This is a genomic window from Ensifer sp. EB106-03-01-XG145 (assembly GCF_058792075.1).
The window spans coordinates 228,194-242,370 of record NZ_JBYTEC010000008.1 but is presented as its reverse complement, the minus strand read 5'-3'; the positions used below and the strand labels follow the sequence as shown (position 1 = coordinate 242,370).

At 63.1% G+C, this 14,177-nt stretch carries 12 protein-coding genes; 7 read left to right on the top strand and 5 right to left on the bottom strand.

Annotated features, from left to right (window positions below; all coding sequences use genetic code 11):
• Positions 1-64 precede the first annotated feature (64 nt).
• Genes AC3WWH_RS20415 through AC3WWH_RS20405 form a run of 3 tightly spaced genes read right to left on the bottom strand, consistent with a single transcriptional unit; the run spans position 65 to position 3,707 of the window.
• Positions 65-1,204, bottom strand: coding sequence for an ABC transporter substrate-binding protein (locus tag AC3WWH_RS20415; protein WP_058322315.1), 1,140 nt, complete (start codon positions 1,202-1,204; stop codon positions 65-67).
• Positions 1,205-1,246: 42 nt separating this feature from the next.
• Complete coding sequence (kynA, locus tag AC3WWH_RS20410; protein ID WP_058322316.1) at positions 1,247-2,083, bottom strand: tryptophan 2,3-dioxygenase; 837 nt, start codon at positions 2,081-2,083, stop codon at positions 1,247-1,249.
• A gap of 4 nt (positions 2,084-2,087) precedes the next feature.
• Positions 2,088-3,707 (bottom strand): benzoate-CoA ligase family protein, encoded by a 1,620-nt coding sequence (locus AC3WWH_RS20405; RefSeq protein ID WP_058322317.1) that lies wholly within the window; start codon positions 3,705-3,707, stop codon positions 2,088-2,090.
• 327 nt (positions 3,708-4,034) lie between these two features.
• Between AC3WWH_RS20405 and AC3WWH_RS20400 the strand changes: the two genes are divergently transcribed.
• Positions 4,035-4,865, top strand: a complete 831-nt coding sequence (locus tag AC3WWH_RS20400) for a hormone-sensitive lipase (RefSeq protein ID WP_113399354.1) — start codon at positions 4,035-4,037, stop codon at positions 4,863-4,865.
• Positions 4,866-5,023: 158 nt separating this feature from the next.
• Entirely contained in the window at positions 5,024-6,355 is a 1,332-nt protein-coding gene (locus AC3WWH_RS20395) for an APC family permease (RefSeq protein WP_058322319.1), read from the top strand.
• Here the strand turns inward: AC3WWH_RS20395 and AC3WWH_RS20390 are convergent, their stop codons facing one another.
• The gene (locus AC3WWH_RS20390; RefSeq protein ID WP_162752524.1) at positions 6,356-7,132 is read right to left on the bottom strand and encodes a helix-turn-helix transcriptional regulator; all 777 of its coding nucleotides are present in this window, start codon (positions 7,130-7,132) and stop codon (positions 6,356-6,358) included.
• A gap of 49 nt (positions 7,133-7,181) precedes the next feature.
• Here AC3WWH_RS20390 and AC3WWH_RS20385 point away from each other — a divergent pair, with 49 nt between their 5' ends.
• The gene (locus AC3WWH_RS20385; RefSeq protein ID WP_492377193.1) at positions 7,182-8,633 is read left to right on the top strand and encodes an amidase; all 1,452 of its coding nucleotides are present in this window, start codon (positions 7,182-7,184) and stop codon (positions 8,631-8,633) included.
• 262 nt (positions 8,634-8,895) lie between these two features.
• On the opposite strand, the gene AC3WWH_RS20380 is transcribed toward AC3WWH_RS20385, so the two are convergent.
• On the bottom strand, positions 8,896-9,789 hold the full coding sequence (locus AC3WWH_RS20380) for a DMT family transporter (RefSeq protein ID WP_058330082.1): 894 nt from the start codon (positions 9,787-9,789) through the stop codon (positions 8,896-8,898).
• A gap of 150 nt (positions 9,790-9,939) precedes the next feature.
• Between AC3WWH_RS20380 and AC3WWH_RS20375 the strand changes: the two genes are divergently transcribed.
• From AC3WWH_RS20375 to AC3WWH_RS20360, 4 genes are all read left to right on the top strand, one after another.
• Positions 9,940-11,271, top strand: a complete 1,332-nt coding sequence (locus tag AC3WWH_RS20375; RefSeq protein WP_058322321.1) for a PQQ-dependent sugar dehydrogenase — start codon at positions 9,940-9,942, stop codon at positions 11,269-11,271.
• Positions 11,272-11,379: 108 nt separating this feature from the next.
• Complete coding sequence (locus tag AC3WWH_RS20370; protein WP_058322322.1) at positions 11,380-11,898, top strand: SRPBCC family protein; 519 nt, start codon at positions 11,380-11,382, stop codon at positions 11,896-11,898.
• Positions 11,864-12,211: an ArsR/SmtB family transcription factor gene (locus AC3WWH_RS20365; protein ID WP_492377192.1), complete on the top strand. Its 348-nt coding sequence runs from the start codon at positions 11,864-11,866 to the stop codon at positions 12,209-12,211. The genes AC3WWH_RS20370 and AC3WWH_RS20365 overlap by 35 nt, the downstream gene beginning before the upstream one ends.
• A gap of 439 nt (positions 12,212-12,650) precedes the next feature.
• Entirely contained in the window at positions 12,651-14,177 is a 1,527-nt protein-coding gene (locus tag AC3WWH_RS20360; protein WP_058322325.1) for a sensor histidine kinase, read from the top strand.

Below are 14,177 nucleotides of genomic sequence, written 5' to 3'. Positions count from 1 at the left end.
CATGGATCATCGACCGGATGCCGGCATCAGGGCCGGGCACCCGGGCGATAACAGGTGCGAGGCACTACATGCCGCACTTATCGGCGTAGGCGTCCTTGTGGTCTTCGAAGGCGGTGGCGATGATCTTGTTGGTCAGGACGCCATCGTCTTCCTTCACCACCTCACGAACGTAGATGTTCTGGATCGGGTGGTTGTTGTTGTTGAAGGTGAACTTGCCGCGCACCGACTTGAAATCGGCCGCCTTGAGCGCGGCGCGGAAGGCGTCCTTGTCCTTGACGCTCGCCTTCGACAGCGCGGCGAGGATCAGGTTTGCCGTATCCCAGCTTTGTGCGGCGTAGATCGAGGGCAGGCGCTTGTACTCGGCCTTGAAGGCTTCGACGAACTTCTTGTTGGCTCCGTTGTCCAGGTCCTTGGACCAGGTCGCGGAGTTCTTGACGCCAAGGGCAGCGTCGCCGATCGCCGGCAGGACGTCCTGGCTGAAGGAGAAGCCCGGGCCCATGACCGGGATGTTCACGCCCGACTGCGCATATTGCTTCATGAAAGCGATGCCCATGCCACCGGGCAGGAAGAAATAGACTGTGTCGGCGCCGGAGGCGCGGATCTGGGCGATTTCGGCGGCATAGTCCGTCTGGCCGACCTGCGTGTAGATCTCGCCGGCAAGAGCGCCCTTGTAGTAGCGCTTGAAGCCGGTCAGTGCGTCCTTGCCGGCCGGATAGTTCGGCGCCAGGATGAAGGCGTTCTTGTAGTCCTTGTTGGCGTATTGCCCCATCGCCTCATGGAAATTGTCGTTCTGGTAGGCGACGTTGAAATAGTTCGGGTTGCAGTTCGCACCGGCCAGCGCCGAAGGACCGGCATTCGGTGAGAGATAGATCACCTCCTGCGCGACCGCGTTCGGCACGACCGCCATGGCGAGGTTCGACCAGATGATGCCCGTCATCAGGTCGACCTTGTCGCCCTGGATCATCTTTTCGGCGATCTGCACCGCAAGTTCCGGCTTCTGGGCATCGTCCTCGATCACCAGCTCCACGTCCTTGTTGCCCGACTGTTTGATTGCCAGCGTGAAGGCGTCGCGCATGTCGATGCCGAGGCCGGCGCCGCCGCCCGAAAGCGTGGTGATGACGCCGATCTTCACCGGCTCGGCATGGGCAAGGCTCGACGTCGCAAGCGAGAGGCCAAGAAGGCTCGCTGCCAGAATGCGGTTCATGCTGTTCTCCTCCTAATAGGTTCCCTTATGAGTTGTGTTCTATCAGAGACCCGTGCGCACGTGCCAGAGCTCTGGGAAGAGTTCCACTTCGAGCATCTTCTTCAGATAGGACGCGCCGGATGTGCCCCCGGTTCCGCGCTTCAGGCCGATGATGCGCTCGACCGTCGTGACGTGATTAAAGCGCCATCGGCGGAAATAGTCCTCGAAATCGACCAGCTTCTCGGCGAGTTCATAGAGCATCCAGTAGCGCTCCGGGTCGCGGTAGACGGTCTGCCACGCCGCAAAGACCTTGTCGCTTTCCACGCGCGTTTCGTGCCATTCGGTCTTGCTCGCTTCGTCCCCGACATCGAAGCCGTTGCGCGAAAGCAGCCGGATTGCTTCGTCGTAGAGCGACGGCGCGGCCAGGATCGCCTCGAGCTTCTCCATGATGTCGGGACGGTGCGCATGCGGGCCGAGCATCGCGACGTTGCGGTTGCCGGCGAGAAATTCGATCGCCCGGTATTGCCACGACTGGAAACCGGAGGATTGGCCAAGCGATTCGCGGAACGTGGTGTATTCGCTGGGCGTCATCGTGCGCAGCACGTCCCAGGCGCTGTTCAGCTGCTCGAAGATGCGCGCCACGCGCGTCAGCATCTTGAAGGCGGGCTCCAGCCGGTCGTCGCGGATCGAGCGGACTGCGGCGTTGATCTCGTGCAGCGCGAGCTTCATCCAGAGCTCCGACGTCTGATGCTGGATGATGAACAACATCTCGTCATGGGCCTTCGAGAGCGGCTTCTGCGCGTCGAGTACCTTCTCCAGCATGAGATAGTCGCTGTAGGACATGCGTCCCTTGAACGACATCTGGGCGCCTTCTTTCGAAGGATCGTATGATTTGCTCATGTTCTTAATTCTCCGACCGCAATCGGAACCGCTGGATCTTGCCCGTGGCTGTCTTCGGCAGGCTCTCCAGGAATTTGACCGAGCGCGGATATTTGTAAGGCGCGATCGTTGCCTTCACATGATCCTGCAGGCGCTTGATCGTCGCGTCGTCGGCCGAGACGCCTGAAATCAGCACGACATAGGCTTCGACGATCTGGCCGCGCTCCGCATCGGGCGCTCCGACGACGGCGCATTCCGCGACTTCCGGGTGCGAGATCAACGCCGCCTCGACCTCGGGGCCGGCGATGTTGTAGCCGGCCGTAACGATCATGTCGTCCGAGCGGGCGGCGAAATGGAAGAAGCCGTCTTCGTCCTGATAGAAAGCGTCGCCGGTCAGGTTCCAGCCGTCGCGGACATAATCGCGCTGGCGGGCGTCCGCCATATAGCGGCAGCCGGTCGGGCCGCGCACCGCGAGCTTGCCGACAGTACCGCGAGGGACCTCCCGCATCTCGTCATCGACGATCCGGGCTTCGTAGCCACCGACCGGCTTGCCGGTCGAGGCGGCCTTGCGGTCTTCGAAGCGGTTGGAAATGAAGATATGCAGCATCTCTGTCGCGCCGATCCCGTCGAGGATCGGCTTGCCGGTTTTTTCCGTCCACTCCTCGAAGACGGGCCCCGGCAGCGTTTCGCCCGCCGAGATCGCTACCCGGAGCGACGAAAGGTCGGCACCGTTGTCCATCGCCTTCATCATCGCCCGATAGGCGGTCGGAGCGGTAAACGAGATCGTTGCTTTGTACTTCTCGATGATCTCCACCATGTTGGCGGGCGTCGCGTGCTCGAGCAGCGTTGCCGCCGCGCCGAAACGCAAGGGGAAGATGGCAAGGCCGCCGAGACCGAAGGTGAAGGCGAGCGGCGGTGAGCCGACGAAGACATCGTCGGGTGTCACCCCGAGCACCTCCCTGGCATAGCCGTCGGCAATAACAAGGAGATCGCGATGGAAGTGCATGGTTGCCTTCGGGACCCCTGTCGTGCCCGAGGTGAAACCGAGAAGGGCGACGTCGTCACGACCGGTGTGTACCGCTTCGAAGACCACAGACTTGTCGAGCGCAATGCGGTCGAGTTCGGCGTCGTGGTTTGCTGTCCCGTCGAAGCCGACGACCTGCTTCAGGTAGCGACTGTCCTTGGCGCAGGCGATCATCTCGTCCATCAGGCGGGTATCGCAAAGCGTCAGGCTGACCTCTGCCTTGTCGACGATCTTGGTCAGTTCGCCGGCTCTGAGCATCGGCATGGTGTTGACGACCACGGCGCCGGCCTTGGTGGCCGCCAGCCAACAGGCGACCATGGCCGGATTGTTGGCCGAGCGGATGAGCACACGGCTGCCAGGCTTCACGCCGTAGTTTTCGACGAGGGCATGGGCGAGCCTGTTCGTCCAGTCGGACAGCTCCTTGTAGGTTCGCCGGCGCCCGTTGCCGATCAGCGCGGTATGGTCGCCAAAACCCTTTGCGACCATGGCATCCGTCAATTCGACGGCGGCGTTGAGATGGTCCGGGTAGTCGAAGCCTTCGAGACGGAATTCCGGCCATTCTTCCGGTGGCGGCAGATGGTCGCGTGTGAACGTATCGACGTGCGAAGTCGGTCCAAGCATATGGCGGCTGTTCCCTTGTTCAGTTTCTGCCCGTTGCCCAGGCATTTTCAAAGCCGGCTAAAGTTCTGGTCGTCGCGCGGAGCCCTGCCGTGCGAACAGACGCCAAGCCTCGCCGCATCGTCGTCGATGGGGGCATGCCGTCGCTAGGGCGGCTCCAGTGTTCGTGATGGGCACAGCGAGACCTCCACTTCTCGGCTGAACATGCGGCAGCATCGCACCAGTCCAAAATTATTTCAAGCCTAAAGTTTTTTTGAATGACGCATTGCGTTTCTTGATGGGGCAGGCGATTTCTATGCGTGGGGAGACATCGAAGGGAGGAATGCATCGATGCTGGAACACCGTGTTTGCGATTGGAACGACGCCTATGCCAATGGCGTGAACATTGCGCGGGGCGACCGGTGGCCGCAGGCATGGGTTGGGCCGGCGGAGGCATTCCGCAATGCGCTTTCGGCATCAGGGCTGGCGAAACTCGACCTTGCCTATGGCGAGCGATCCAGAAATCGCATGGACCTTTTCTTCCCCGATGGCGCGGCGAAAGGCCTGGTCGTCTTCGTGCACGGTGGATTCTGGCTGCAGCTCGACAAGAGCTTCTGGTCGCATCTCGCCGCAGGCGCTGTCGCCAGCGGTTATGCCGTCGCCATGCCGTCCTACACGCTCTGCCCGGAGATCCGCATCACCGGGATCGTCGAGGAAGTCGCCGCGGCAATCGGTGAGGCGGCAAAGCTGGTCGAAGGGCCGCTGATGCTGACGGGCCATTCGGCTGGCGGCCATCTCGTCAGCCGGATGATCACGGCGACCGCGCCGCTCTCGCCGGATGTCCAGGAACGCGTCCGCAACGTCGTCTCGATCTCGGGCGTGCACGATCTGCGACCGATTATGTCGACCGGGATGAACGAGAAGCTTGCGATCGATGAGGCGGAGGCTCTTTCGCAAAGCCCGGCGCTGCTGCGGCCGATGCGGGATGCCCGCATCACCTGCTGGGTCGGTGGCGGCGAGCGCGCCGAATTCCTGCGCCAGAATGCCCTGCTTGCCAATATCTGGACGGGACTGGGTGCAACCACGACCGCCATCGTCGAACCGGACAGGCACCACTTCAATGTCATCGACGGCCTTGCCGACGCCGGGCATCCGTTGACGCGAACCCTGCTTTCGATGTGAAGCGCTGTGCCAGACCAAGGGCGGGTGGTTGCGAAATCCGGGTCACCCTGCTCGCTCTCCCTCGCCATGTCACCGGGGAGCGCCATAACACCCTAGGGTTATTGGCATAGCCCTCGGTTTCCCCGACGCTTCCAGTCTGTTTGTTGGAGGAGGGGAACATGACACAAAACATTAAACTCGATCGAACCCTTGGTCTGTGGTCCGTGGTGCTGTTCGGGCTTGCCTATATGACGCCGATGATCGTGTTCGGCACGTTCGGGGCGCTGGCCTCGGCAAGCCAGGGCACAACGGCGATGGCCTATTTCATCGCGGCGCTTGCGATTTTCCTGACGGCCGCGAGCTACGGGATCATGGCGAAGGTCTATCCGGTCGCCGGATCCGCCTACACCTACGCCCGCAAGTCGCTGAATTCCGGTGCGGGCTTCCTCGTCGGCTGGGCCGTCCTGCTCGACTATTTCTTCCTGCCGATGGTTATCTGGCTGATCGGTGCCGCCTATCTGGGCTCCGCCTTCCCGGCCGTTCCGGCCTGGCTGTGGATTGTCGGCTTCATTGTGCTGACGACGGCCGTAAACGTCATCGGCATCGCTTTCGCCAACCGGGTGAACGTCGTGCTGATGCTGGTGCAGCTCACCGTGCTGATCGCGTTCGTCGTACTGGCAGGGCGCTATGTCGTTGCCATCAATGGCGTCGGTGGGCTTGCGTCGGTACGGCCATTCTTTGAAGCGAATGTACCGTTCAGTGCTTCGGTCGCCGGTGCGGCAATCGCGGCCTATTCTTTCCTGGGCTTCGATGCCGTCTCGACACTGACGGAGGAGACGCGTGACCCAACCCGCACGATGCCGAAGGCGATCATGATCATCGCGGTGATCGGCGGGATCATCTTCACGGGTTCGGCCTATGTGACGCAGCTCGCCCATCCCGGCGGCGCGTTCACCTCCGTCGATTCCGCCGCTACGGAAATCGCTCTGATGATCGGCGGCGATATCTTCGTGACCCTGTTCCTCGCAACGCTCGTGGTTGCCCAGTTCACCTCGGGGCTTGCGGCACAGGCGAGCGTCGGTCGGCTGCTTTTCGCCATGGGCCGCGACGGCGTGTTGCCGATGGGGATCTTCGGCAAGCTGCATGAGAAATGGCGCACGCCGGTGTTCAACCTCGTGCTCGTCGGCATCGTCGGCCTGCTTGCGCTCACACTCGACGTGACGACCTCGACGTCCTTCATCAATTTCGGCGCATTCCTCGCCTTCACCGCCGTCAATGTCTCGGTGATCGCGCTCTATCTGCAGGGCAATGCAATCGTGCGGCCGCTCGGCGCGCTGCTCGGGCTTGTCGTGCCGGCCGTCGGTGCGGTCTGTGACCTGTTCCTGCTATGGAATCTCGATGGCCACGCCAAGCTTCTGGGTATCATCTGGCTGGCCATCGGGGTGTGCTATCTCGCCTACCTCACCCGGTTCTTCCAGTCAGCGCCGCCGGAAGTGGAGTTCGTCGAATGATCAGCGGCGGCTGAGGAAGAGATGGAAGAGCTCCGCCTGGCTGGAAATGGAGAGCTTTGCATAGGCCTGGCGACGATGGACCTTGACCGTATTCGGCGAGAGGCCGAGCGTCGCGGCGATGGAGTAGGTCGAGTGACCCTTGAGGATCAGGGTCACGATCTCCAGCTCCCGTTTCGAGAGCAACGGGTGGCTGATCGTCGCTGCGGCATCATCCTCCTCGCGGGGCGGGTCGAACCGCGCGCGCCAGTGCCGTTCGGCCAGCGCCCGCACGATCGGCGCAGCACTTTCCAGCCGGACGATGTCACGGCGGGAGAAGCCGGGCACGTCGCCGATGCGCGAGAGCGACAGCACCGCATCGACATGCGGAAGCTTCAGAATGAAGCCGATCTCGTCGACGATGCCGGTCGCCTGGTAGTGGCGGCGGAAGTATTCCGTCTCGGTGAAACGGTCCGGCGCCAACCGTCGCATCACCAGGACGCCGCCGTCGAGTTTTGCGTTGCGGACGGCATCGTAGAACGGGTCGAGGATATAGGCGCCGTCAAGGTAGTGATCGACGATGGTGACGCGGTCGCCGATGATGCGCTCGTTATGGAGATCGAAGGCCTTGCCGCCTGGCGAATAGGCAAAGCCGTTCATCATCTCGAAGGCGACGAGTTGCCGAAGCGCGCGCTCCAGGGTTTCCGGGAAACCGGGCTCGCCGAGGTTTTCCACGGCCTCTGCGAGCCCGGCGTTCCAAGCATCGATATAGGCGCTCGCCCCACCGGATCTTGCTGCCACGTCCATTCCCCACCTGTCGAAGAAAAGACCTAGCATGGAGTCCGCAGTCATGCAGACGATTTCTCGCGCCTTTGCGCCCACGCATCCGCTCGACCTGCCCGCAACGGAGATCGCTGCCGGGATCCGCGCCCGCCATTTTTTGGCTGAAGCGGTCGTTGCCGAATCGCTCCGCCGCGCGAAAGTCGTCAATCAGACGCTGAACGCATTCACGCTGCTGCGGGAGGAGGCCGCAATCTCATCGGCGCGGGCGGCTGACGAACGCATCGCAACCGGTGGCGACACGCCCGCTCTTCTCGGCGTCCCCTTCGCCGCCAAGGACCTGACACCTACCAAGGGCGATCTCACCACGCTCGGCTCGTGGACGCGTGGAAATTGGATTCCAACGGAGACGGCGCTGTGCATCGAGCGGCTGGAGGCTGCCGGCGCGATCCTGATCGGCAAGACGACGACGCCGGAATTCGCCCATTCCAGTTTCACGTCGAGCCCACGCTGGGGGGTGACCCGCAACCCCTGGAACCCGGAGCGAACTTCCGGCGGCTCCTCCGGCGGATCGGCGGTCGCCGTCGCGACCGGCGTGGTTCCCTTCGCCGAAGGCACGGACATGGGCGGGTCGGTGCGCATTCCCGCAGCACTTTCGGGCGTCGTCGGCCTCAAACCCAGCCTTGGGCGAATTCCCATGACCATCCTGCCGAGCGTCTTCGACAACATATCCCATTTCGGCCCGCTGGCGCGGACCGTTGGCGACGCCATCGCCTTCATGGCCGCAACTGCCGGCCCGGATGATGCGGATATCGCCTCGTTGCCGCTCTCCTTCGCGGCCGACCGGGCAAGAGCAGGCTCACTTGTGGGCCGACGCTTCGCCCTTTCGCTGGATCTTGGCTACTACAGCGTCGATGCCTCCGTGCAAGCCGCGATCCTTGCGGCAGTCGAGCAGCTTCGTGCGGCTGGCGCCACGGTGGAACCCGTGGACATCGGCTGGTCCCGCGCCGTCAACGACCAATGGTACGATCTCTGGTGCGTGTTCATGGCGGCATTTTTCGGCAACGCGATCGATAGCTATCGCGAGCGCATGGACCCGATCGTGGTCGAGCTCATCGAACGCGGGCTTGGTATGAATGCTACAGTCTACAAACGGGTGGAAGTGCTCCGGACTGCGATGTGGCGTGATCTCGCCACGATCCTCGCCCGCTACGATGCGCTGCTCTGCCCGACTTGCGCGGTCACGGCCCCCTCGGCTGACGCGGACGACAACGACTACATTGCCGATACGCCGGACGGGCGCTTTCGCGGGCTGGACATGACCTGCCCGTTCAACCTGCTGCCGCAGTGTCCAGCCCTGTCGGTGCCTGTCGGTCTCGCCAATGATGGCTTGCCAGTCGGCCTGCAGATCGTCGGCCGCCGTTATGCCGATGAAGAGGTGCTGTCACTTGGCGGCGCCATCGAGAGCGTGTTGCAGGCTTCGGGTTTTGCGGTCGGCCGGGCGAAGCGGTGGCGCTGGTAACGCGGGCGGCGCCTACGATCGGCAAGCTCCGCCCCTCAAAGCAGCAGGAGCTTCTTCAGCACCGAAACGACTTCCACGGCTTGCTTTTCGGCAATGTCTCATCGGGCGCCGAACTGGAAATAGTCAAATAAAATCAATCGTTTGATTGTTGTTACGCCGGCGTACTCCACGAATGCGAAGCTCGGTATCGAAGAGTCCGCCGATCGCGCGAGGGGCGGTGACCTCGCACTGACCGGCTAGTGAGCCACACCATGACTTGGTGTCAGCGAATGAAGATCAGCGCCATGCCGAGGACGACGAGGGCAGCACCGGCCCAGGCGCCGGCGGCAGGCCGTTCGCCCGTCCTCAGCCACAGCATCGGCAGGATCATGACCGGCGAGGTCGCGGACAATGTCGATACGATGCCCACCTTGCCGCCCGAGAGCGCGTAGAGCAGCAGCGTCATCCCCATGCCAAGAGCGAGGACCCCGGTCAACGCGGTCATCGCGGCAACCTTCAGGGTCAGCGGCGCCCTCGGCTTGACCGATGGAATGGGCAGCTGGATCAGGATGCTCAGGCAGAAGGCCGCAATGCCGACGCGCAGCATGGAGGCGACAAAAGGATCGATGCCGGCGGCCATGACCGGGCGCACGATGATCGAGCCGATCGCCTGGCCGGTGGCGGCGCCAAGACCGAGCAGGACGCCGATCCAAAGCGGCCCCTTGACCTTTTCCCATTCGTGCATCTGCGCTCGGCGCTTGCCGAAGAGAATGGCGAGGAACACGCCGGTGGCCGTCAGCGCGATGCCTCCGACCGCGGTTGGTGACAGCGCTTCGCCAAGCACCAGCCAGCCGAGCAAGGCGGCGATCGGCGCGTTGAGGGCGAAGAGGATGCCGGAGCGGCGCGGACCGAGCCGGTTGAGCGCGGCAAAGAGCAGCGTGTCGCCGATGAAAATGCCGATCAAGCCGGACAAAAGCAGCGGCGTGACGCTTGTCGCATCCAGCTCCCGCCACGCCCCGGTGGCGAGCACATAGATTGCCAGAAGTCCCGTGACGAAGATCTGCCGAAGGCGGTTGAAGGCGGGTGCGCCGAGATGGCCGGCCGGTCCGGCCGAGATCAACCCCGTCAGGGCCCAGCAGGTCGCGGCCCCCAGCGCAGCGAGTTCATGAATTGGCATGATATTCCGATCGGTAGACTGCGGCCCCGAAGGAGCTCTCCTCGGCCTTCGTTAAAGCTTGAGCGAGCGGCATTCGTCCAGCACTTTTCGCCAGGCGATTGGAACGCCTGAAGGCGGCTGCCGTTAGGTTGGACATTAAAGGAATCCGCCATGAAAAAGCTCCTGATTGCCCTTCTGGTCTTCGGCGCGCTCGCGGCCGCGGGCGGCCTGAGCCTCGGCTATCTGTCGCGACGGGAGGCAACGGTGCCGATTGAAAAGACCTACGGTCCCGATCCTCTTCTGGTCGAACCAAAGGTGGAGCTCGTGCCATCCGTCAGTGTCGCGGAAGCCACGCCCTGGCCTGCAGGCATGATGCCATCGGCCGCGCCAGGCCTTGCCGCTAAGGAATTTGCGGGCGGCTTCGATCATCCCCGCTGGCTTCACGTGCTGCCGAATGGCGATGTGCTGGTCGCAGAAAGCAATGCGCCACCCCAACCCGACCCCGGCTTTTCGGTGCGGGCCTTTGCTGCTCAACTCATCCAGGGCAGGGCCGGCGCCCGAAGTGAGAGCGCCAATCGCATATCGTTGTTGCGCGACGCGGACGGTGACGGCGTGGCGGAAACGAAAACGCCCTTCATCACCGGGCTCAATTCGCCGTTCGGCATGACATTGCTCGACGGCAAGCTCTACGTTGCCAATGCCGATGCGATCGTGGCCTTTCCCTATCAGCAGGGCGCGACCGAGATTACGGCGCCCGCGGACAAGATCGTCGACCTGCCGGCAGGCCGCAACCACCACTGGACGAAGGACGTCATCGCCAGCCCGGACGGGGCCAAGCTTTACGTCACGGTCGGCTCCAATTCCAACGTCGGCGAAAACGGCCTGGAGGAGGAGAGGGGACGCGCCGCCGTGCACGAGATCGACCTTTCCACCCGGCAGATGCGGCCGTTCGCATCCGGACTTCGCAATCCCAACGGCCTCTCATGGCAGCCGGATAGCGGTGAGCTATGGGTTGCCGTCAACGAGCGCGACGAACTCGGGCCCGATCTCGTTCCCGATTACATGACCTCGGTCAGGGACGGCGCTTTCTACGGCTGGCCCTATAGCTGGTACGGGCAGCATGTCGACGAGCGGGTGAGGCCGCAGAAACCCGAACTGGTGGCGCGCGCGATCAAGCCGGACTATGCGCTCGGCGCCCACACCGCCTCGCTGGGCCTGACCTTCAACACCGGCGACCTGTTCGGCCCGGAGATGAAGAATGGCGCATTCGTAGGCCAGCATGGCTCGTGGAACCGGATCCCGCGCAGTGGCTACAAGGTCATCTTCGTGCCTTTCAGCAACGGCAAGCCGTCCGGCCCGCCGCGGGATATCCTGACGGGTTTCCTGACCGACGACGGCAAGGCGCTCGGCCGTCCGGTCGGCGTCGCCATCGCTCGTGACGGCGCGCTGCTTGTTGCCGACGATGTCGGCAACAAGGTGTGGCGGGTCGTGCCCGCACCGTGAGCGATCTAGCGGCGCTGGGCCAGTGGGCATAATGTGCAACTATTTGGTTGCGCATCTGTCTGCGATCCCTATACTTGCAACCAAGTCGTTGCACGAAAGGAAAGCGTCATGAGCTCATTCGATCGTATCGAGAAGGCAATCCTGCTGCGCGCGCCCATTGAGCGCGTCTGGCGGGCGATAACCGATGTCTCGGAATTCGGGCAGTGGTTCGGCGTAAAGCTGAACGAGCCTTTTGCTCCGGGGCGGGCGATAACCGGCTCTTTTAAGGGAGAGTTCAACGCGGAGGACATTGCGAAATATCAGGCTTCGATCGGGATCGAGCCGGCACCGATCCGCCAACCCGAGCCGAATGCCGTTTTTTGCACCGTCGAGGAAATGGATGCGCCGCGGCTTTTCAGCTTTCGCTGGATACCCTATGGCCTCGATGCCGAATGCGATCCCGCGCGGGAACCGACGACGCTCGTGGAATTCCGGCTGGAAGCGGTTGCCGGGGACACACGGCTGACCGTCACGGAATCCGGTTTCGAAGGCGTGCCGGCGCATCGGCGCAAGCGTGCATTTCTCATGAATGACGGTGGCTGGAGCGCCCAGATTGAAAACATCAAGCGCCATGTCGAACACGCCTGAGCGGGAACTGGCGGGCGTCTTCGCCGCCCTGGGCGATACGACCCGTCTTGCGCTGATCACGCGGCTTTTGGCGGCCGGTGCCCTGACGGCAACCGCGCTATCCGAGGGGCAGGCAATCACCCGGCAGGCGATCGTGAAGCACCTGCAGGTGTTGGTATCGGCAAGGCTGGTGGTGCATGAGCGCCACGGCAAGGAGGTCCTCTACGCGGTCGATCCGCGCCGCCTCGAGGAGGCGCGCGCGTTCCTGACGGCGATCGCAGAGGGCTGGGACAAGGCGCTTGGCCGGCTCAAGTCGCTTGTCGAGGCGCCGTGACGCGAGACACCCAACCGCGCTGAGCCGCTCGGATCAAAGTGCGTGCCCGCCGGCAACCTGGATGACCTGGCCGGTGATCCAATCGGACGCGTCGCTGAGAAGAAACAGCACTGCGCCTGCGGTTCGATGGTTGCCGACGGCCTTAGCCGTGGATACTTTTTCGCGGACGGACCGCCTGCCGACACGCGCGGCGAGCGCCTTGCCTCGGTGCGCGAAGCCTATATCGCGCCTATCAAGGTCGAGAGCCCCACTCGGGTCGCTCTTCGCAGTTGCCGTGATCGGTCCAATCGACCGCTCCAGCAGGCTTGAAATCGAAACGCCCCGCTACAGTTGTTTCCTTTTGGTCACCGGGCGTGGGACCAATTTTACAAGCGGATTCATGATCGCAGTCTTTAGCGGTGGTCCCGGTAGATCGCTGGCCGGGACCCGGAGTGCAGACATGAGGCAGAGTTCGTCCGGCGTCGATAGCTCCTGGATCAAGAAGGCGGATGAACTGGCGGCTCTGTTTCAGTTCACGGATGCGCTCTATCGTGCCAATTCGCTCGCCGACATTTTCGATGCCACATTCGATGCGATTGAGCGGGCGTTGCGCTGCAGTCGCGCCTCCATCCTGCTTTTCGACCCCGCAGGGGTGATGCGTTTCGTCGCGTCACGCGGGCTCTCGGAAAGCTATCGCCGGGCCGTCGACGGTCACTCGCCGTGGAGGCCCGGTGACCGCGAAGCCACCCCGATCTTCGTCAGCGATATAGAGCTTGCCGAAGAGTCCCAGGCGCTCAAGGACACCATAAGGGGCGAGGGGATCCGCGCGCTCGCCTTCATTCCCTTGACCGCCAACGGCGTGGTCATTGGAAAGTTCATGACCTATCGCGAAGTGGTGCACGTCTTCACGGAGGAGGAGGCCGTCCTTTCCCTGACGATCGCTCGGCAACTGGGCTTCAGCATCGAGCGCAGACGGACCGAGGAGGCGCACCAGCGTGCCGAGGAGGGACTTCGCCGCAGCAACGAGCGGCTGCGGATCATCCTCGACAGCGCCAGCGAGTATGCGATCATCACGCTCGACGGTGCCGGACGGATCGCAAGCTGGAACAGCGGCGCCGAACGGCTGCTCGGCTATCGCGACACCGAGATCCTCGGTCAGCCGGGCGGCATTTTCTTCAGCCCGCAGGACCGTGCATCGGCTGTCCCCGAGCAGGAGATGCGAACGGCGCGCGAGGAGGGTCGCGCGACCAACGAACGCTGGCACTATCGCAAGGATGGATCGCGCTTCTGGGGCTCCGGCGTCATGCTTCCCGTCGAGGAGAGCGGACCGGACCGCTATCTCAAGATCTTCAGGGATCGAACCGAGGAGCGCAGAGCACAAAAGCGCCAGAAGCTGCTGATCGGTGAGCTCAACCATCGTGTGAAGAACACGCTGGCGACCGTGCAGTCCCTTGCCGAACAGACGTTGAAGAGTGCCGAAAAGCCGGAAGCCTTTGCCGAAGCGTTCAACGGCCGACTGCTTGCTCTTGCCGGGGCGCACGACCTCTTGACCCGCGAGGCATGGCAGGCGGTGTACCTGAACGACATCGCCCAAGCGGTTCTCGCAACCTGGATCGAAGACGGGCGCGTGGCTCTCCACGGGCCTGCGATCCGCATCAGCCCGAAACAGGCCCTGCCGCTTTCGATGGCGTTCAACGAATTGCTGACCAATGCGATCAAATACGGTTCTCTATCGAGCCCCGGTGGCCGTGTTACGCTGTCATGGCAATGTAGAGACGTGTGCACGGTCCGGTGGGAAGAGCGCGGAGGACCACTGGCAAAGCCCCCTCAGCGGCAGGGTTTCGGGCTGCGCGTTCTCAACCGCGGCCTCGCCAACGAACTGGGACACCCCGTCGATCTCCGGTTCGAGCCGGAAGGTGTCACCTGCACGATCGGGATGGACTTCGTCGACGGTGAGCGTGCCGGCATGGACGACAAGGGGGAATGA